This is a genomic window from Pontibacter chinhatensis (genome assembly GCF_900113285.1).
In the GTDB taxonomy this organism is placed as follows: Bacteria; Bacteroidota; Bacteroidia; order Cytophagales; family Hymenobacteraceae; genus Pontibacter; species Pontibacter chinhatensis.
In genome coordinates, this window is record NZ_FOOT01000002.1 from 309,314 (window position 1) to 327,474 (window position 18,161).

The window sequence follows — 18,161 nt, forward strand, 5'->3', positions numbered from 1 at the left end:
TGCCGCAGAGCGGCAGCCTACCCCCTCAGCAAAAACGGCTGTTCTTCAGCTTCCTCCAGCACCAGCCCCCACTTTTCCAGGATCGGCGCTTCCAGTGCTTTTTCCCTATACTCGTCGGGCGTCATGATCGGGATACCGTACACAATCGGGTAATACCGCTTGCACGAAGGGCAGGTCAGGAGCCCCTCCAGAATATCCCCGTTCTCGTGCTGCGCAAATACCTGCGACTTCAGTTCGTGCTTGTCCACGGGACAGCATAGCTTTTCTAAGAAGGATAGTTTCATACCTTATACTTGTTTAATGCATCCTTGTAAGCAGCGGTGGATTTTTGGGCAGAGGCAGCGTTCAGTATCCCTGAGATCACTGCCACGCCGTTAAAATCGAGCTCCTGTAGTTTATCTATATTTTCTGTGGTAATGCCTCCGGAAAGAAACAGCGGCAGCTGCGTAATCTTTCTGGCTTCCCGGATCGTGTCGGGCTGCACCAATTCGCAGTTACCGGCTGAGGGCGAGGGAAATACGGCGCAGAAAGAGACATAATCCAGTTGACGCTCCTCAGCCCAGCGCACTACCTCCAAATTGTTGCTGCAGGTGATGCCGCAGATAAAATCCCGCCCAACCGCAGCTTTTATACTTTCAAAATCCTCGGGAATGCTATCGAAATGCACGCCTGCCAGTTCTGTATCCTTCAGGAGTTGCCATTCCTCGTTTACCAGCACCGGCACCTGATAGGCAGCAGCCAAGTCTACCAACTCCTGAATTAACAGCAACTTGTCGGAGTAAGTATAGCCGGTAGGCCAGTTGTTCCAGATCTGCAGCACGCTGGCGCCGCCGTCCAGCGCTTCCCTTACCTTCTGCAGCAGCAGGGGCTTGTCCATACTTGGGTCCAGCACCAGGTATACGCCACCCGTAATAGGCTTATACTTTCTCATCTCCAGCCAGCTTTATATGCGTTAAAAAATGCCTCCCAGTAGGGGTCTTTGCCATCAAAGGAAAGCGGCCGCTCCTCATCCTGCTCCACGATTCTGAATCCGGCTTCCCTGGGGGTTAGCTCTCCTATCACCGTTGCCCTGATAGCCTTGGTTGCCAGATGGTTTATCAGCTTCTGCTCGCTTCCCCGCTTCACAGCCATGATCATAGATCCGGCGCCCACACAAAAACGGTGGTCAACACCAAAAAGCCCGGCAATTTGCTCCTGCGCCTCCCCCACCGGCAGGGCATCGTCATAAATCCGGAAGCCACAGCCGGCCGCATTAGCCATTTCGCAGATAGCTCCCACCACGCCGCCTTCGGTAACGTCGTGCATGGCCTTTAGCTCCGCATTGCTTTGTAGCACCTCTTTCGCAGCCAGGGCATCGGGCAGTGCGGAGGTGCGGTAGAAATTCTCGCAGCCGCTCTCCCATACTTCCTTGCCGAGTTTATTCTTCACCGTTTCCGGAAAGCTCATGGCCAAAATAGAAGTTGATACCAGGGCCGTTTCCTTGGTCACGATCAGTATATCGCCTGCTTCCGCCCGGTTGCTGGTGAGGATTTCGTCCAGCGGGGCCGTTAGGAACATGGTGCCCCCGCCGGAGATGGTGGAGTTCTGCCCCTCGATCTGCCCCGTGTGGCCGCCGGTGATGGAGACACCGATATCCTCGCAAAACTGATGGATGAAGGTCCAGTACTCCCTGAAGCCCTCCAGCGACAGGCTGGTGGGCAGGTTGAGCACGAACTGCGCATACATGGGGGCAAAGCCGGTGGAGGCCATGTCGTTGGCCAGCAGGTGCACCGACAGCCAGGCCGATTCCCTCAGCCCCAGCGAGGGGATAAGCGAGAGCGGATCGCTGGAAACGGCCATGCCCAAGCTATTTCCCAGGTCGATGACAGCCGTATCCACGCCGAATTTCGGGCCTACCAGCACCTCCGCACGCCTTGCGCCGCTAAAAGGCAGCAGCACGTCTTTAAAAGTAGTGGCAGCTACCTTTCCGGAATTATCGTCAAAGGCGCTCATTTCACATCGTTTAAGCGTACATGCAACCCGAAGAAATCGCCGTAAGGCTGCTGCCACTGCTGCACCGGAAACCACTCCGGCAGGCCCGTGGCCGTCCACTCCACGGTGTAGTCCCGGTCGTGCAGGGCCTCGGCAATCACGGCCATCAACTTTTTGGGGGTGTAGAACGTGGCGGTTACGTAGAAAGGATTCTTGCCAAGCAGCTCCTGTATCCTCCTTCGGGCCACTTTAGGGGAGTTGCGGTTCATCATGCCGAATACGATGCCATACTTGCCCACCCGCGCCGCCTCCCGGATTACCTTCACCGGATCTTTGTAGTACTCGAAGGTGGTGATAAAAGCCAGGGCATCGAACGTGTGGTCTTTGAAGGGCATGTGGTGCGAGTCGGCCAGGACCAGGTCGCCGTCGAACAGATGCACGCCCTGCCCCAGCATAAAAGGCGAGATGTCGCCGCCGCTGGCCTCGATGCCGATTTCCTTCCACCAGCGGGTGAAACGGGTGGTGCCGCAGCCGAACTCGAGCAGGGTCTTCACGCGCTCATCTTTCTTGATCAGCTGCCCGATCACTTTCTTCTGCCATACTTCGGCCCGCTTGTAGCGGCCTTCATACCAGAGTTCATAGGTGTCGGTGTGGTCGCGGTTAAAGAACCACTCCTCGCGGCCCTGCCACTTGCGCAGGTCGCGGGTTACCAGGTCAAATTTTTGTTGTTGCAGATTGCTCACAGCAGGTATTTTAGGGTTATAAAATAGCCTGACTGTTTAAAGCAGATAGGAAAAAGACAGGATAGCGCCTTGGAGAGGCGCTACAGGTTGATACGTTTCCTACGCTGGCATTATCCAGATCAGGTTGCGGGTATTATCTCAGCCTGGCAGCTTTAAATGCCAAGCACCCCATGTACTTTTGCTAAGGTACAGAAAATATTGTTGAAAAACAGTCCTGCTATACTTTTGGCCTCGGCACTTGTGTGCTTTTGGGCATTTTGCAGGCACAGGCTGCTCCTGCTATACTTTACAGGCTGCCGCTATCGCAAATTTCACTGGTTAAAGTATCAGATATTCCGTAATATTACTTCCTGAAAAAACCTATCCAAACAAAAGTATAAACATGAAAAAAGCATTATTCGGTATTGTCTTATCGGCGGCGCTTATGCTGGGCGCTGGCAACGTGCAGGCGCAGGGTATTAAGATGCCGGCCGCCAGCCCAAGCCAGAAAATTGAGCAGGCCGTGGGCCTTGGCACCATCTCGGTAGAGTACTCCCGCCCTGCCGTGAAAAACCGCCAAATCTTCGGCGACCTGGTGCCTTACGGCAAAGTATGGCGCACAGGGGCCAACGCCTCCACCAAAATCAGGTTCTCGGAGGACGTGACCGTTGAGGGTAACAAGGTACCTGCCGGCGAGTACGCACTTTATACTATTCCGGATAAGAACGAGTGGACGGTGATCATCCACAAGAACACCAAGCACTGGGGCGATGGCGGCCAGGACTACAACCAGGCCGAGGACCTGGTGCGCTTTAAGGTGAAGCCGGAGCAAAACCCGCGCAAGGCAGAGTCTTTCACCATCAATTTTGCCAACCTTACCTCTGACGGAGCCGACGTGGAAATCATGTGGGACAATGTAGTGGTGCCGTTCACGGTAAAGGCTGATGTAGACAGCAAAGTGATGGCGCAGATTGACCAGCACGTGGTGAAAGGCACCAACGTGAACCCAAACCTGTACGCAGCGGCGGCCAGCTACTATATGGAAAACGGTCACGACCTGAAGCAGGCGCATGAGTGGATGAAGAAAGCCAACGAGAAAGACCCTAAGTTCTGGAACGTGCACGCACAGGCCAAGATTGAGGCGCAGCTGAAGAACTACAAAGCCGCCATCAAAACCGCCGAGAAATCGATGGAACTGGCCAAGGCTGCCAACAACCAGGACTATGTGCGCCTGAACGAGAAGGCCATTGCCGAGTGGAAGAAAATGAAGTAAAGCGATCGCCGCTTTTATCGTATAAAAGCCTCTGGGAGCGTACTTCCAGGGGCTTTTTGTTGTACCCTAAAGTATAAAGCAGTTGGAAGAGAAGAAGCATTCTGAAGAGCACCTGGGCCCGGCACGGGAATACTGGTGGAACGAAGACTACCTGGAGTTGCTGGCCGAGCGCCTCTACATCCCCTATACCCAAACGCTAGTAGACATTGGCTGCGGCAAGGGCATGATGGGGTTCAGGTTCTCGAAGTATATGCCGGCGGGCGGAAAAGTATACGGCGTGGACTACGAGCCGGGCTACATTGCCGAGGCGCGGCAGCGGGCGCAGAGTGAGTTCGGGCACACCAACATCGATTATGAGTTCAAGGTGGGCTATGCCGATGACATTCCGCTGCCAGATAATATCGCCGACGTTACTCTCTGCCAGACGCTGTTGATCCACGTAAAAAACCCGAAGCAGGTCATCGCCGAGATGATGCGCGTGACCAAACCCGGCGGCTGGGTCGTGGCCCTGGAGCCGAACAACCTGGTGCCTAACCTCATGTTTGACCGTTACGGCGAAACCGACTACAACGTGGAGGCCATGCTGGAGGTGCTGGAGGTGAAGCTGCGCATCGAGAAGGGCAAGAAGAATCTGGGCGAAGGCTTCAACTCGCTCGGTGACGTGGTACCGGACCTGTTTCTGAAAGCCGGTCTGAGGGACGTAAAAGTATGGATCTCTGATAAAGCGCTTTCCATCATCCCGCCCTATGACACGCAGGAGAAAATCATGCGTGTGGAGCAGATGCTGAACTGGATAGAAACCGAGGCCATGGGCTACGACTACCAAGACAACCTTAACTACTTTATGGCCGGTGGCGGCGATAAGGATAAGTTTGACGCGTACTGGCAGAAGCTGCTCTACAATAAAATTATGCTGAAGGAAAAGCTGCAGAAAGAGGAATACGTATCGGCGGGGGGAAGCCTGGTGTATATTGTAGCGGCGCAGAAGCCGAGGTAGTGAGGGTAGGCTGCAGGTTTATACTTTGGTTATACTTACTAAGCTGCTGCTGGCGCGAGCTTGTAGCTCGTGTCTTTTTATACTTTGACTTATACTTTTATAGCTCCAGCTGGCGCAAGTGTCCGCTTGTGCCTTATGCTGCTTCCTTTAACTTGAACCAAGCTATCCTTACTAGCTGCCGTTCATCCTCTACTTCCCACAAGCGGCTCGTTTCATCTCCGACTTTGGTGCTCTCAAGCCCGAGAGGGCTCGCCTTCGGGCATCGCGCTGTCTACATTTCCTTCGCTCCTGATGTCGCAATGCCTACGGCACCGGAAATCTAGAAGGCGCTCAACCCAAAGGCTGGGAACAGTTTCGGTAGCTACGGCCTCTGCTATGTAACAGGCACAAACTGTCCCCTTGAGGGGACTACAGGGGTGTTTATACTTTGACTACGAAGCTAATACTTCAGCCAAAGCAATTACAGGCTCCCCGCCTTAGACAAGGCGGGGATAAAGGGGTGGTTGGACCCAACACGTCAAAAACGCTCCCCCTCCTACGCAACCAACTCCTTCTCCTTCTTGCCAATCAGCGCCTGAAGTATAAACCCGAATATTACCACCGCCACACAGCCGATCACGTTGAACCAGAGGAAGGCGATGTCGGTGAAGAAGTAGCAGTAGAGCACAACGGCCTCGGCAAGTATGGCCCCGTAAAACACCGCGTTCCCTTTGATGCGCTTGAGGTAGAAAGCTACTAGGAAAATACCCAGGATGGTGCCATAAAAAATTGACCCGATGATGTTCACTGCCTGGATCAAGTTATCGAGCAGGGAAGCATAGGTGGCGAAAAGTATGGCAATGAATCCCCAGCCAACGGTAAAGAGCTTGGAGGCTTTCACATAGTGGATCGGACTGCCATCCTGCTGCACCGAGCGTTTGTAAATGTCAATCACGGACGTGGAAGCCAGCGCATTTAGCTCCGAGGCAGTGGACGACATCGCGGCCGATAGGATCACGGCCAGCAGCAGCCCCACCAGTCCAGCGGGTAGGTACTTCATGATAAAGGAAATAAACACATAGTCCGTGTCCTTGGTCTCGGCATCGGGCACCGCTTTCTGAATCACACCCTTCACCTCCTCCCGCACCTGCTTGCCCGCTGACGTATAAGCATTCACCTGCTCCTGCGCGGCGGCAATGGCAGCCTCGTCCTCCGTTTTCAGGGCATCCACCAGCCCATGCACCGCCTGCTGCTTTTGCTCAAAAATGTCGTTATACTTTGACTCCAGGCTGCGCAGCTCGTCGGCATGGGCGGTGGCGTATACTTTGCTCTTGGTGCCCTCGTTAAAAAACACCGGCGGCTGGTTAAACTGGTAAAACACGAACACCATCACCCCAATAAAAAGGATGATAAACTGCATCGGGATCTTGAGCAAGCCGTTGAACAACAGCCCCAGCCGGCTTTCGGCAATGGACTTGCCGCCCAGGTAGCGTGCCACCTGGCTCTGGTCGGTGCCAAAGTAAGAGAGCGACAGGAAGAGCCCGCCCGTAATGCCCGACCAGAAGTTGTAGCGGTCGTTCCAGCTCGTTTTCCAATCCCAGGAAAAGTCCACTACATTCATTTTTCCCATCTTGCCGGCCACGGCCACGGCCTCGCCAAAACTAACGTTCTCGGGCAGGTAGCGCACTACCATAAAGCCGGCGATGATCATGCCGCCCATCATCACGGCCATCTGCTGCTTCTGCGTCACGCTCACGGCCTTGGTACCCCCCGACATGGTATAGGCAATTACCACCAGGCCTATTACCATGATGGTGGCCGTCAGGCTCCAGCCCAGCATCGTGGAAAGTATGATGGCAGGGGCGTAAATGGTGATGCCCGCAGCCAGGCCACGCTGTATCAGGAAAAGCACAGCGGCCAGCGAGCGCGTTTTCAGGTCGAATCGGTTCTCCAGGAACTCATAGGCCGTGTATACTTTCAGCCTGTAAAAGATAGGAATGACCGTGATGGAAATGATGACCATCGCAATGGGCAAACCGAAGTAAAACTGCACAAAGCGCATTCCGTCTTCGTACGCTTGCCCCGGGGTGGACAGGAACGTGATGGCGCTGGCCTGCGTGGCCATAATGGACAGGCCGATGGTCCACCACTTCATACTGTTGTCGCCTTTCAGGTAGCCTTCTATGTCTTTGCTGCCGCGGGTTTTCCAGATGCCGTAGATAACGATAAAGCCCAACGTGCCCAGCAGCACTATCCAATCAAGAGGTCTCATTCGTAGAATTTAGTGATGACATAGAACAGCACAACCATAAAAGCCAGGTTGCCCAGCACCAGCCAGTACATCCCTTTCCAGGTTTTAAAGAAAGGCGGCTTCTCAGTGGGCGGTTCTTCGTCTACAGGGTGATAGTTCTTCATTTTTGGACAAAGGATTTTGTGACAATAGACAAAGGACTGAGCTAATTAATAGTCTTTTGTCCTTTGTCTCTTAGTCATATGTCATATCATTTCATACTTGACTTTGCTGCGTTGTCCGTGCCTTTGCCCAGCGATATCAGGTTGGCAAACAGGCGGTAAGCGCCGGGTACGCCGGCCGGCAACTCCCGGAAGAAAGAGTAGCCGGTGTAGATATAGTGTCCCTCGCCATACTTTGCCACCAGCAGGCCGCCGTCGCGGGCCGGCTCGCCGGGGTCGTTGGAGGAAAGGATGGCCTCATACTCCGAGCTCCACTCGTTGGGAAAGTATAACCCACGCTCCTGCACCCAGCCTGCAAAATCAGCCTTGCTCAGCTTATTGGGCGTGTTCAGCACCGGGTGGCCGGGCTTCAGGAAGCGCACTTCGGCATCTTCCACGGTTACCCTGTCGCGGGAAAGCTTGAGGGGATAAGGGCCAACCTCCGGGATAACGAGGGCGTGGTTGGTATTATACTGCACAATCAGATTACCTCCCTGCCGCACGTACTCCAGCAAGGTGGGTTGGTAATGCCGTATCCTTTCCACGGTGTTGTAAGCCCGCACGCCAAGTATAACCGCATCAAACTGCTTTAGGTAAGTCAGGTACATATCACTGTCCTTGAGCAGGGTTACTTGGTAGCCGATCTGCTGCAGGCTCGCCGGGATGTCGTCGCCGGCGCCCATCAGGTAGGCCACCCGCTCCCCGCGCTTCTGCAAGTCCAGCTTCACGATCTTGGTGTTGGCCTCCGGAAAGGTGACCTGTGCCGGTATGTGCTTGTAGTTGATCTCGTTCAGCCCTTTGGTGTAGGCTTTTCCGTCCACGGTAGCAATAGCCTTGAGCTGCGCCTCCTGCTGCTTTTTAGGCGGATACACCATAAAGTTGATGCGTTGTTCAGCCCCTTTGGCAGCCAGCTCGAAAGACGCCGAAGCGGGCTCGGTGCGCCAGCCTTTGGGCATCTCCAGCTGCAGGTCGCCTTTTACGTTTTGCTTGCCGGCCTTCACCAGCACCTGCACCTGCTTCGGCTCCCCGTTGGCAAACATGAGCACGCGCTCGCTCAGGTTCACGTAAACCGGGGGCGTCACCACAAAGGGCCTGTATACTTCGCCGTCCACCGGGTCGGTGCGCTTGTACACCACCGGCACGGCCACCTGTAGCGGCTCCCCGGAGATTTGCAGGTGAAACGTTAATTCCGCTGCCGGCCTGTTCTCCGGCTGCCCCACCAGCTGCTGCTCGCTCACGGCAAACATTCCCAGCGTGCCTGCCTCGCGTAGCCAGTAAGGCTGTGAGTAAGGCGTGTTTTGGGGCAGGGTTTTGCCAGTGCTATACTTTAGCGGCTCGTTGTTTTTCAGGGGGATGTTCAGCGTGGTGTCTGAGGCGGCAAAACCATACTTTGTACTTTGGAGGGTCACCTGCACCTCTGAGCGGTTGATGGCCTCTACCTGCAGGCGCACCGGCAGCCCTGGCGCTGTGCTATACTCGCTGGCCGTAACCTCCAGGAAAAGCCCCATCGCCTGTTGCATCACCTGCTCCAACTCCTGCAGTTTGGTTTGTTTCCAATAGCTCTCCGGTAGCCGCTGCATCTCTTTTCGGGCGGCAAGCAAAGCCGGCACTACGGCGGCAGGCTTTGTCGCATCAAAAGAGCTGATGGCCTGCTGCAGGAGTTGCTGCACCTTTTCGCTGCCTTTTACACGGCTCCAGTTGGTGTTGATACCCTCAAACAGCTCCTGCTGCGCCTTCTCCCCTGCCGTATGTTGCAGGTACTCTATACTGGTGCCGCGGGAGCTGGCCGCTCCGAAACCCTGGCTTTTGTGCATGCTGCGGCTGCGCGCGGCCACCTCGCCATACGATTCGCCCAGCAGCGGGCTGTAACCGCCCACGTCTACCTTCAGCAACTCCTTGCCATACTTTTCGAACTCTTCCTGGCTCCTGAACGACCAAACACCCGTGTTCCAGAGCAGGCGCTTGGGTTGCCATACTTCCACCTGTTTCAGTTGCTCAGGAAAGCGCTTCGGGTCTGCAGCGGCCTTAAATGCCTCTTCGGCAAGTATAGCCGAGGCGCTATGCTGCCCATGGCCGGCACGCTCATCAGGCGGGAAGCGCGTTATCATCACATCAGGCCTGAACTTGCGGATAACCCACACCATGTCGGCCAGCACCTGCTCCTTATCCCAGATGGTAAAGGTCTCTTCCGGGTTCTTGGAGAATCCAAAGTCGTTCGCGCGAGTGAAGAACTGCTGGCCGCCGTCCGTACGCCGTGCCTGCAGCAGCTCCTGCGTACGGATAATGCCCAAATTCTCACTGATTTCCGGACCGATGAGGTTTTGTCCGCCATCGCCGCGCGTGATGGAAAGGTAGGCGGTCGTATAAAGTTTCTCGTTGGCCAGGTAGGCAATCAAGCGGGTGTTCTCATCATCGGGGTGGGCCGCCACATAAAGCACCCGGCCCAGCACGTTTAATTTTTGCAGATCCTGCAGCACGTCGGCGGCCGAGGCCCGCTGGGGAGCCTGCGCCTGCAGCGGCTGCCGTAACATCAGCCCGAGGGAAAGAAACAGGAAACGGAACAGTAGGCGGTGTATCTTCATAGAGTTGTATATGAGCAGCTGATTGTGTGCCGAGCTTAGCAAGGCCTTGTAAATCTAAGCATTTCTGTGAAAGTATCGTAGACACTCTTAGGCAGCATTCACAAAGTATGCAGGGCGTAAAATAGCCGGCGGCATTCTGGGCGCCTGCCTGCTAGCCGGAAAGTGCAATAAATGGGGCATAGGCCTATTTTTGGCGGATCAAGAAAAAAAACTAGAAAAAATTAGATTAAAATCAGCAAACATCTATATTTGTACGAACTGAGCCCGCTGCTTTGTCTTTTTGATTAACATTTGCATTGTGCTTGCGTAATAGAACGCCTTAAAAACGTACCTTTGCAAGCGCGTTACATACCGCTTTAACTACCTATGTAACCAAAATATATGCCCAGCCAGCAAGCAAGCAACATCAACGACTTTGCGTTTGACTACCTGCGTAGCCATTACACTGCCCGCTTTGGGGCTAAGCTTGTTTTAGTTGATAAAGACGAACAGACCAGGCAGGGCCATGCGGCACAGGGCCTGTTTTCCCTCAAAAAGCAGGACAATACCCCGTTTATAGCCTCGCTGCACACCTTAAACTCTCCCCGGATTGCTACGGCACTTACGAAGTATAAAAAGAGCGGCCTGAGCAAACTGCGCTTTGCCACTTCTTTTTTTGTTGCGCTGCTGGTACTGGCTGTGGGCTGGAGGCTGGGCTACACCGTTGCCGGGGCTATACTTGCCGTTGTTCTTTCCGGCGCCACCTTTGTGCTGCATACGTACCTGGAGCAAAAACTGCGGATACACCGCCTGCTGCACCTGCTCGACGACCTGAAGAAAACCCCTGCCGACGAGCAGTGGCTGGGCCTCTCCATCAGCAGCATGACCCTCCGGCACAACCCTTTAGCCAAGCATTTTTTGGCTGCCTGTGAGCGGCGCGGCATCGGTATTATTACCGTGGGCCAACGCGCCAAAGTGGTGCTGATAAAAGAGCCAAAGCCAGCTGTTTGCCGCCGTGGCGACTTCCTTTCTCATTACCAGGCGGATGGCCGCATCCGGAAGGCGCTTCTAGGCGACTCCGTACTGCGCGTGGCCTGAATTTGTTTTAGCATTCCTTTTCATAGTCCCTGATGCTGCCGTGCAACAACAGGGAAGCTTACTGAGTACAAGAACAGAACCCTGCTCCTGACTGCAGGCTGCGCGACGTATGCCTGGTTGCTACTTTCTGCAATACCGTATGCGGCGTAGACGCTGATATACTAACTCCTTTGCCTGCCTATGAACATCCCGTTTATACTTTCCTTTTTGCAGCAACTGCAGCAGCACAACAGCAAAGTATGGATGGACGGGCACCGGGACGAGTATTTACAGGCAAAGGCATACTTTGTAGAGGTAGTGGAGTACCAGCTGGCCCAACTGCAGCAGATCGACCCGTCCTTGCATGGGGTTAACGTACAGGAGTGCATTTTCCGGATTAACAAGAATGACTTCTCCAAAAAAGGCGAGGCACCGTATAAAGGGCATTTCGGGGCCGGAATATCGCCGGGAGGGCGCCACTCGGTATTTGCCAACTATGTGCTGGTGCTGGAGCCCGGAAACAGGTCGAGAATTGGGGGTGGTATACGTAAGCCAAGCACTAAGCAGTTAGAACTGATACGGGAGGAGATTGACTACAACCCCGGTCAGCTGCAGCAATTGCTGGATGAGCCGGCTTTCAAGAACACTTTCGGAGGGTTTAGGGGAGAGCAGACTAGGGTTACGCCGAAGGGATACGACAAGACGCACCCCGAACTGGACTTGCTCAGGTATAAAGGCTTTCAGGTGCTGCACTTTTTCAGTGATGAGGAGGTAAGCCAGCCCGGGTTCATCGAACGGCTCCCGGCCCTCTTCCGCCTGGTAAAACCGCTACACGACTTTCTCAACAACGCCATAGCAGAACCATCGTGAAAAAAGCACCTTATTACCTGATCTGTGTGTTGCTACTGCTAACACAGCTCTCCTGCAGGCAGGAGCCTAAACGCATGCCCGACACGCAACCCGATGTGTACGGCTACATCACGCACATAAAGTATACGGCCAAGAACGGCAGCAAATCCAGCGCCGTGGTAGCGGTGAAGTCGCTGGAGGATGTGGTGTCAACTTATAAGGATGCCAGCGTGCGGATAGATGAGCACACCCTGATGGAAAACGAGGTTGGTGAAAAGCTTGATATCGGCCAGCTGCGCGAGGGGCACCAGATACAGGCCTGGTTCGAAGGGGAAGTACAGGAGAAGGCTCCTGTGCTTGGTTATGCGAAGGCAGTGCGAATCAGCCCGTAAATAGGACCTCTCTGCACCATCCGCTACCCTCAAGTAATAGAAGTTAGCAGGCGCAATTCATTAAACTTTACAAACATTAAACTTAAGTATAGTAAGCTCAAGTTTAGCCATTTGTTACCCCAGCCCGTAAAGGATGCATGGTGGACGGCGCTGCTGTGCCGCCTATTACTCTTAATTGCGGCAATCCGATGAAGACATCACCAAATGCATGCGAATTTGAGAAGGAAATAGCTGCATGGCCAAAGCCTATCCATTTGGCGCACCCCGGCGGCAATGTTTTTGTGACGCTGCAGTCGCATCCCGATTACATAGAGGCCAAATGGTATGGTCACATTACCAGCGGCGACGTTGTGACGGCCTCTAAAGTATACCTGGCGCTGCTGCAGACCTACCCTTGCCCGGATAAGCTGCTTAACGACAAGACCCTGGTTACCGGAGACTGGTCAGATGCCAACGACTGGCTGGAGTTTGACTGGCTGCCGCAGGTGCTATATGCGGGTTTACACTACCTGGCGCACATCTACTCCAACAACATGTTCAGCAGGCTTTCGGCACGGGATTTATACTTGCGCATAACACCACGCCTGCAGATGCAGAATTTCAGCAACAGAGATGAAGCGCTGGACTGGCTTCTAAACCTCCCTCCCACTGTCATGGAGCAAACTGCCTGAGAGCTGCTGCTCCGCAGCGGTTGCCTACAGGCTGGCAACCGCTGCCGGAGCTTCCACTGTGATTTCTACAGTGTCTAATACAACATCCATAACAGGCTCCTCCAGCGCTGCAGGGGCATGGTACAGCACCAGTACTTGTTTTGGCTTTGCTACATGGTAACTCTCCTGAACGGCGAAACCAAAACCAAAAACTGAGGCGGCGATAAGAACGATGATTTTCATAGTTTTAAGATTTAAATTGTGTAACATTTTGTTCTTGCAAATCTACTCTATAGTACTTGGTATTGCAAAGTACTGTTACATCAGTTACTACTTTATTATACAAACATCCAGAAAGTATCCGTGAACACCCCCGAATTACAGACAAAAGGCATAGTATAATCCGGGCTTTTTAAAGGCCATTTTCAAGGAAACTTCCTCCACTCCGCGCCGCCCAACGTTAATCTGCAACCGGACGGCTTGATTTGTACCACCGAGGCTGAAAAACACTTACCTTTACCCCTATTTTATACTTATGCAGCATATTTCAGAACTAAGCGAGGAGCAGGACCAGGCGCAGGAAAAAGGGAGCTTCAAGCGCGAAATCACCCTTTACGATGCCATCATGATAGTTACGGGAGGCATGATCGGCTCCGGCATCTTTATCGTTACCGCCGATATCTCCCGCACCGTCGTCAGCCCCGGCTACATGATGCTGGTTTGGCTCATCTCCGGCTTTCTTACCATGGTAGGCGCCATCAGCTATGGCGAGCTGTCATCCATGTTCCCCAAAGTAGGCGGGCAATATGTGTATCTGAAGGAAGCCTACAATAAGATGGTGGCCTTTCTGTATGGCTGGACGCTTTTCCTGGTGATACAAACTGGCGTGATTGCGGCTGTGGGCGTGGCCTTTGCCCGTTTTACCGGCGTAATTATTCCGTGGTTCAGCGAGGATAACGTGCTGCTGCAGATAGCCGGATTCGGGTTTACCTCTGTGCAGTTGCTCACCATTATCAGCATCATTTTCCTGACCTACATGAACTCCTTGGGCGTTAAAAGCGGTAAGCTGATCCAGAACATCTTTGGCAGCACCAAACTGATCGCGCTTTTCGGGCTTATCCTTTTCGGGTTGCTGTTCGGTATTAACGACACGGCCATCGAGGCCAACTTTTCCGATTTCTGGGGAGCCAGCGGCTCTGCTACCCCGGTCCCGACAGGCGCGGTGCTAATTTCAGCCCTGGGTATGGCCATGGTTGGTGCCCTTTTCTCCGCCGACTCCTGGAACAACATCGGGTTTTCGGGCGATGAGATCGTGAACCCGAAGCGCACGATCGTGCTGAGCATGGTGATTGGTTCGGCGATTGTGATGGGCATCTACATGCTGATAAACCTGGTGTACCTGCTGGTGCTGCCGATGCACGGCTCTCCCGACGCGACCACCGTGGTGGGGCAAGGCATCACCTTTGCCAGCAACGACCGTGTGGCCGCCGCTGTGGCCGAGGTGATTGGGGGCTACGAGGCTACCATAGCCGTGGCTATCCTCATCATGATTTCCACGTTCAGCTGTAACAACGGCGCGATACTTTCCGGGGCCCGCGTATACTATGCTATTGCCAAGGACGGGCTGTTTTTCGAGCGGCTGGGGCGCCTGAACAAAAACGGGGTACCGGCTGCGGCGCTGTGGCTGCAGTGCGTGTGGGCCTGTTTGCTCTGCCTCACCGGCACCTTCGGCGACCTGCTCGACTACGTGGTGTTCGCCATCATGCTGTTCTACATCCTCACTATTATCGGCATCTTCGTGCTACGCAAAAAACGGCCTGATTTGCCGCGCCCTTACAAGGCTTACGGCTATCCGGTGCTGCCCGCGCTATACGTTATCCTCGCCTCCGCTATCTGCGTCATTCTGCTCATTTACAAGCCGGTATATACCTGGCCGGGGCTCATTATCGTGGCGCTGGGGATACCGGTGTACTACCTCTTCGGCAGCAAGTTCAGCAAATCCAAAGTATAGATTTATACTTCTGACGTATAGGAAGGCCCGCAGCAAGCGCTGCGGGCTTTTTCTTTGCCGCTGCTTCTGCCCCAAGGTGCCCTGAAAGTATAAAACAAAACGCACCACCGCCGCTCACGTAGTACATCCTTATAATCAGGAAAAGCTATATGAGCAAAGAGAAAGGTATTCCGCCCGGGTGGAGCTACAACCCGGCCTCCTGGGGGCAACGCATGCCCATTGTAATTGCGGCGATGGTAGGCTTTGCCATTGCCACCTACCTGGCCCTGTTCCAGCTGAAAGTGATAGACACGGTTTGGGAACCGTTCTTTGGCAATGGAAGCCAGAAAATACTCACATCCAAAACCTCGCAGTTACTGCCTATCCCGGATGCCGCGCTTGGGGCCATCGGTTACCTGGTGGATGCGCTGGCAGGTATAATCGGGGGTACCCGGAGGTGGCGCACCATGCCCTGGATTGTGATTGCCTTCGGTTTGGCTGTGGGTCCGCTTGGGTTTATTAGCGTACTACTGGTGGTACTGCAACCGGTGCTCTACGACGCCTGGTGTACCCTTTGCCTGGTTACGGCGCTCATATCGGTGGTGATGATTGGCCCTGCCATGGACGAGATGCTGGCCAGCCTGCAATACATGAAGCGGGTAAAAGATGCCAAAGTATCGATGTGGAAAGCCTTTTGGGGCTATAAGGAAGTACAGGGAAGAGTTATCTAAACGTATAAAACAATGTGGGCACAGGTAATTAACGCTATACTCGGCATCTGGCTGATGGCCGCTGCCGCCATACTCGGCTACGCCGATGACAAAACCATCACCAACAACGAGCACATCTTAGGACCCGTGATCGCCAGCTTTGCCATTATCTCGTGGTGGGAGGCGACGCGCGTGGTGCGCCTTTACAACGTGCCGCTGGGGCTCTGGCTGCTGCTGGCGCCCTGGGTGCTGGGCTTCGACAATACCGCGGCCACGGTGAACAGCACGCTGGTGGGCGCACTGGTAACAGGCCTCAGCTTTGTAAAGGGCAAGATAGAAGACTCCTACGGCGGAGGCTGGTCTGCTGTCTGGAAATCAGACACGCTGCACGCACGGGAGGCCAGCAGGCAGCCGCGCGTCGATTTGGACAAGTAAGCGTTTGAGTGGAAACACAAAAGCACCAGTGGCCTGTGCTACTGGTGCTTTTGTGTTTCTACCCGTGTGACCCCTTTCCTGTCAGGCAAAATATACTGAAGGAGCCTTACCTTTCTTATACTTTTAAAGTATAAATTTATACTTTGCATCATCCCGATACATACCTTAAAACGATGACTTCCAGAGTAAAACGCATGGCCGTAGCGGCCGTATTGGTGCTGGTGGCTGGCACTTCGCTTCTGTTCCGTGCCGATATACCCGCCGGGGAACTGGAGGCAAAGTATAAACACCCGGCCTCAAAGTATAAAAACATAGCTGGCGCTACCCTGCACTACCGCGACGAGGGCCAGGGGATGCCGATAGTGCTGCTGCACGGCACGGCCGCCTCGCTGAACACTTGGGAAGGCTGGGCCTCCGAGCTTAGCAAAAGCCACCGCGTGCTGCGCCTCGACCTGCCCGGCTTTGGACTCACCGGCCCGAACGCCACCGATACCTACACCATCGATTACTACTCCGGCCTGCTGCTGCACTTCCTCGATAGCCTTGGCATTGAGAAAGTCCACCTGGCGGGCAGTTCTCTGGGCGGGCAAATAGCTTACGACTTTGCCGCCAACCACCCCGAGCGGGTGCAGAAACTGATACTGCTAGCCCCAACGGGTGTTACCAACGCCAACGACAAACGCATCTCCATGCCCTTCCGGATGGCCCAGACGCCGCTGCTCAGGCACTCGCTCAGGTATATCACGCCACGCTTTATAGTGGCCCAAAGCCTGCGCGAAGTATACGGCGACGACAGCAAGCTAAGCGACCAAGCCATCTCCCTGAGCCACGACATGCTGCTGCGCGAAGGCAACCGGGAGGCCTTCATCGTCCGCATGAATACGCTCGACACCGACAACCTGCATAAGCTGGCGCAGGTGCAGGCGCCCACGCTTATACTTTGGGGCGAGGCCGATGCCTGGGTGCCGGTTGCTGATGCGGCACGCTTCCAGAAAAGTATAAAGAGCGCGAAACTCATCACCTACCCCGGTGCCGGCCATATACCCATGGAAGAGCTGCCGCAGGAGACGGTGCAGGATGCGCTACGCTTTCTGGGCCATGAGTTGGCAACGACAGAATAAGGCATGCGCAAAGTATAAAGGCTGCCGCAGGCTATTCCTTCTGCCAAAAAACAAGTATCTTTCTCCCCTGTTAGCACACCATGAGCAAAGCATACTTTATCAGTGGGCTGGGGGCAGATTGGCGCATGTTCCAGTACCTGAAGCTGCCCGAGTACATACCGCAGCAGTATGTGGAGTGGGTAGCGCCAAAGCACCTGGATGAGCCTCTGCACGAGTACGTGCTCCGGCTTCTGGACCAGATCACCGACCCTGAGCCGATTCTGGTGGGCATGTCTTACGGCGGACTGGTGGCCATTGAGCTGAGCAAGATCCTCAAGCCGCGCAAGACAATCCTTATTTCCAGCATGGCAACGCACCATGCCCTGCCTGCCATTTACCGCCTGGCGGGCAAAACGCACCTGCACCGCTGGATGCCTCTAAAGCTCATGCAAAGCATACACCCGCTGGCACCGCTGTTTTTCGGGGCACAATCCAGGTCAGAGAAGCAATTGCTCAAAAGGGCCATCCTGGAGATTGACGAGAAGGTGCTGCGCTGGTCGCTGGGCCAGTTGCTGGAGTGGCCGCAGGAGGAGGTGCTGCCGGGATTGGTGCAGATCCACGGCACCAAAGACCGCATCCTGCCCCTCTACGACAGGCCTGATATCATTAAAGTGAAAAACGGCGGGCACTTGATGGTGCTGCGCCAGGCTGATGAAGTAAGTGCCATACTAAGCCGCATATTAGAAGAAACATGGATAAAAGCAGATACATCGTTACCACCACCAACGGGCGGCAGGTAGACCTTACGCAGGCACAAATCCTGCGCAGCAACAACCTTTACCCTTTCGGGCAGCACAACTACGCCATCTACGAGACACCTGAGGGCATTTTTGTAAAAGCCATGAACAGCGGCGAGCGCGAGATCATGCTTACAAGCTACGAGCTGATAGACGAGCAGGAGGCCCGCCACTACAACCACCCCTACTTCCGGACAGACAATTAGC

General features: G+C 54.4%; 20 protein-coding genes and 1 riboswitch. Of the genes, 12 read left to right on the forward strand and 8 right to left on the reverse strand.

The window, feature by feature from the left end; translation table 11 throughout:
- Positions 1 to 17 precede the first annotated feature (17 nt).
- The 4 genes from BM040_RS06630 to BM040_RS06645 are packed head-to-tail and all read right to left on the reverse strand — an operon-like array spanning position 18 to position 2,714.
- Positions 18 to 284: a Trm112 family protein gene (locus tag BM040_RS06630; protein WP_092099726.1), complete on the reverse strand. Its 267-nt coding sequence runs from the start codon at positions 282 to 284 to the stop codon at positions 18 to 20.
- Positions 281 to 931 (reverse strand): thiamine phosphate synthase, encoded by a 651-nt coding sequence (locus tag BM040_RS06635; RefSeq protein ID WP_092099727.1) that lies wholly within the window; start codon positions 929 to 931, stop codon positions 281 to 283. Before BM040_RS06635 ends, BM040_RS06630 begins: the two co-directional genes overlap by 4 nt.
- Positions 928 to 1,992, reverse strand: coding sequence for an AIR synthase-related protein (locus tag BM040_RS06640; RefSeq protein WP_092099728.1), 1,065 nt, complete (start codon positions 1,990 to 1,992; stop codon positions 928 to 930). The genes BM040_RS06635 and BM040_RS06640 overlap by 4 nt, the downstream gene beginning before the upstream one ends.
- A complete protein-coding gene (locus BM040_RS06645) occupies positions 1,989 to 2,714 on the reverse strand; it encodes a class I SAM-dependent methyltransferase (protein WP_175491004.1) in 726 nt (241 codons plus the stop codon). The genes BM040_RS06640 and BM040_RS06645 overlap by 4 nt, the downstream gene beginning before the upstream one ends.
- A gap of 78 nt (positions 2,715 to 2,792) precedes the next feature.
- A riboswitch (TPP riboswitch) is annotated at positions 2,793 to 2,895 on the reverse strand.
- Between the two features lie 201 nt (positions 2,896 to 3,096).
- Here BM040_RS06645 and BM040_RS06650 point away from each other — a divergent pair.
- Positions 3,097 to 3,966: a DUF2911 domain-containing protein gene (locus tag BM040_RS06650; RefSeq protein WP_092099729.1), complete on the forward strand. Its 870-nt coding sequence runs from the start codon at positions 3,097 to 3,099 to the stop codon at positions 3,964 to 3,966.
- Positions 3,967 to 4,048: 82 nt separating this feature from the next.
- On the forward strand, positions 4,049 to 4,963 hold the full coding sequence (locus BM040_RS06655; protein WP_092099730.1) for a class I SAM-dependent methyltransferase: 915 nt from the start codon (positions 4,049 to 4,051) through the stop codon (positions 4,961 to 4,963).
- Positions 4,964 to 5,498: 535 nt separating this feature from the next.
- On the opposite strand, the gene BM040_RS06660 is transcribed toward BM040_RS06655, so the two are convergent.
- The 3 genes from BM040_RS06660 to BM040_RS06665 form a co-directional block, all read right to left on the reverse strand.
- Entirely contained in the window at positions 5,499 to 7,214 is a 1,716-nt protein-coding gene (locus BM040_RS06660) for a sodium:solute symporter family protein (RefSeq protein WP_092099731.1), read from the reverse strand.
- Positions 7,211 to 7,357 (reverse strand): hypothetical protein, encoded by a 147-nt coding sequence (locus tag BM040_RS21690; RefSeq protein ID WP_175491005.1) that lies wholly within the window; start codon positions 7,355 to 7,357, stop codon positions 7,211 to 7,213. The genes BM040_RS06660 and BM040_RS21690 overlap by 4 nt, the downstream gene beginning before the upstream one ends.
- An 86-nt stretch (positions 7,358 to 7,443) precedes the next feature.
- Positions 7,444 to 9,975, reverse strand: coding sequence for a PIG-L family deacetylase (locus BM040_RS06665; RefSeq protein WP_092099732.1), 2,532 nt, complete (start codon positions 9,973 to 9,975; stop codon positions 7,444 to 7,446).
- 381 nt (positions 9,976 to 10,356) lie between these two features.
- Between BM040_RS06665 and BM040_RS06670 the strand changes: the two genes are divergently transcribed.
- From BM040_RS06670 to BM040_RS06685, 4 genes are all read left to right on the forward strand, one after another.
- Positions 10,357 to 11,052: a hypothetical protein gene (locus BM040_RS06670; protein ID WP_092099733.1), complete on the forward strand. Its 696-nt coding sequence runs from the start codon at positions 10,357 to 10,359 to the stop codon at positions 11,050 to 11,052.
- Between the two features lie 180 nt (positions 11,053 to 11,232).
- Positions 11,233 to 11,901 (forward strand): DUF2461 domain-containing protein, encoded by a 669-nt coding sequence (locus tag BM040_RS06675; protein WP_092099734.1) that lies wholly within the window; start codon positions 11,233 to 11,235, stop codon positions 11,899 to 11,901.
- The gene (locus tag BM040_RS06680) at positions 11,898 to 12,272 is read left to right on the forward strand and encodes a hypothetical protein (protein ID WP_092099735.1); all 375 of its coding nucleotides are present in this window, start codon (positions 11,898 to 11,900) and stop codon (positions 12,270 to 12,272) included. The genes BM040_RS06675 and BM040_RS06680 overlap by 4 nt, the downstream gene beginning before the upstream one ends.
- 188 nt (positions 12,273 to 12,460) lie before the next feature.
- Positions 12,461 to 12,943 (forward strand): hypothetical protein, encoded by a 483-nt coding sequence (locus BM040_RS06685; protein WP_245756124.1) that lies wholly within the window; start codon positions 12,461 to 12,463, stop codon positions 12,941 to 12,943.
- A 24-nt stretch (positions 12,944 to 12,967) separates the two neighbouring features.
- Here BM040_RS06685 and BM040_RS06690 read toward each other — a convergent pair whose 3' ends face one another.
- On the reverse strand, positions 12,968 to 13,165 hold the full coding sequence (locus tag BM040_RS06690; protein ID WP_092099737.1) for a hypothetical protein: 198 nt from the start codon (positions 13,163 to 13,165) through the stop codon (positions 12,968 to 12,970).
- Positions 13,166 to 13,457: 292 nt separating this feature from the next.
- On the opposite strand from BM040_RS06690, the gene BM040_RS06695 reads away from it, so the two are divergent.
- From BM040_RS06695 to BM040_RS06720, 6 genes are all read left to right on the forward strand, one after another.
- A complete protein-coding gene (locus BM040_RS06695) occupies positions 13,458 to 14,933 on the forward strand; it encodes an APC family permease (protein ID WP_092099738.1) in 1,476 nt (491 codons plus the stop codon).
- A 149-nt stretch (positions 14,934 to 15,082) separates the two neighbouring features.
- Entirely contained in the window at positions 15,083 to 15,643 is a 561-nt protein-coding gene (locus BM040_RS06700; protein ID WP_092099739.1) for a vitamin K epoxide reductase family protein, read from the forward strand.
- A 12-nt stretch (positions 15,644 to 15,655) separates the two neighbouring features.
- On the forward strand, positions 15,656 to 16,057 hold the full coding sequence (locus BM040_RS06705; protein WP_092099740.1) for an SPW repeat protein: 402 nt from the start codon (positions 15,656 to 15,658) through the stop codon (positions 16,055 to 16,057).
- A gap of 173 nt (positions 16,058 to 16,230) precedes the next feature.
- Positions 16,231 to 17,178 carry an alpha/beta fold hydrolase gene (locus BM040_RS06710; RefSeq protein ID WP_092099741.1) on the forward strand — a complete coding sequence of 316 codons (948 nt, stop codon included), beginning with the start codon at positions 16,231 to 16,233 and terminating at the stop codon, positions 17,176 to 17,178.
- An 80-nt stretch (positions 17,179 to 17,258) separates the two neighbouring features.
- Complete coding sequence (locus tag BM040_RS06715) at positions 17,259 to 17,957, forward strand: alpha/beta hydrolase (RefSeq protein ID WP_092099742.1); 699 nt, start codon at positions 17,259 to 17,261, stop codon at positions 17,955 to 17,957.
- On the forward strand, positions 17,909 to 18,160 hold the full coding sequence (locus tag BM040_RS06720) for a hypothetical protein (protein ID WP_092099743.1): 252 nt from the start codon (positions 17,909 to 17,911) through the stop codon (positions 18,158 to 18,160). The genes BM040_RS06715 and BM040_RS06720 overlap by 49 nt, the downstream gene beginning before the upstream one ends.
- Position 18,161 lies beyond the last annotated feature (1 nt).

What these genes read in the sequence shown, in the direction of transcription:
- BM040_RS06640 (WP_092099728.1), bottom strand. Translation starts at nt 1,992, where the DNA reads ATGAGCGCCTTTGACGATAATTCCGGAAAGGTAGCTGCCACTACTTTT.
- BM040_RS06630 (WP_092099726.1), bottom strand. Translation starts at nt 284, where the DNA reads ATGAAACTATCCTTCTTAGAAAAGCTATGCTGTCCCGTGGACAAGCAC.
- BM040_RS06695 (WP_092099738.1), top strand. Translation starts at nt 13,458, where the DNA reads ATGCAGCATATTTCAGAACTAAGCGAGGAGCAGGACCAGGCGCAGGAA.
- BM040_RS06685 (WP_245756124.1), top strand. Translation starts at nt 12,461, where the DNA reads ATGAAGACATCACCAAATGCATGCGAATTTGAGAAGGAAATAGCTGCA.
- BM040_RS06635 (WP_092099727.1), bottom strand. Translation starts at nt 931, where the DNA reads ATGAGAAAGTATAAGCCTATTACGGGTGGCGTATACCTGGTGCTGGAC.
- BM040_RS06720 (WP_092099743.1), top strand. Translation starts at nt 17,909, where the DNA reads ATGGATAAAAGCAGATACATCGTTACCACCACCAACGGGCGGCAGGTA.
- BM040_RS21690 (WP_175491005.1), bottom strand. Translation starts at nt 7,357, where the DNA reads ATGAAGAACTATCACCCTGTAGACGAAGAACCGCCCACTGAGAAGCCG.
- BM040_RS06705 (WP_092099740.1), top strand. Translation starts at nt 15,656, where the DNA reads ATGTGGGCACAGGTAATTAACGCTATACTCGGCATCTGGCTGATGGCC.
- BM040_RS06710 (WP_092099741.1), top strand. Translation starts at nt 16,231, where the DNA reads ATGACTTCCAGAGTAAAACGCATGGCCGTAGCGGCCGTATTGGTGCTG.
- BM040_RS06670 (WP_092099733.1), top strand. Translation starts at nt 10,357, where the DNA reads ATGCCCAGCCAGCAAGCAAGCAACATCAACGACTTTGCGTTTGACTAC.
- BM040_RS06675 (WP_092099734.1), top strand. Translation starts at nt 11,233, where the DNA reads ATGAACATCCCGTTTATACTTTCCTTTTTGCAGCAACTGCAGCAGCAC.
- BM040_RS06660 (WP_092099731.1), bottom strand. Translation starts at nt 7,214, where the DNA reads ATGAGACCTCTTGATTGGATAGTGCTGCTGGGCACGTTGGGCTTTATC.
- BM040_RS06700 (WP_092099739.1), top strand. Translation starts at nt 15,083, where the DNA reads ATGAGCAAAGAGAAAGGTATTCCGCCCGGGTGGAGCTACAACCCGGCC.
- BM040_RS06715 (WP_092099742.1), top strand. Translation starts at nt 17,259, where the DNA reads ATGAGCAAAGCATACTTTATCAGTGGGCTGGGGGCAGATTGGCGCATG.
- BM040_RS06690 (WP_092099737.1), bottom strand. Translation starts at nt 13,165, where the DNA reads ATGAAAATCATCGTTCTTATCGCCGCCTCAGTTTTTGGTTTTGGTTTC.
- BM040_RS06650 (WP_092099729.1), top strand. Translation starts at nt 3,097, where the DNA reads ATGAAAAAAGCATTATTCGGTATTGTCTTATCGGCGGCGCTTATGCTG.
- BM040_RS06665 (WP_092099732.1), bottom strand. Translation starts at nt 9,975, where the DNA reads ATGAAGATACACCGCCTACTGTTCCGTTTCCTGTTTCTTTCCCTCGGG.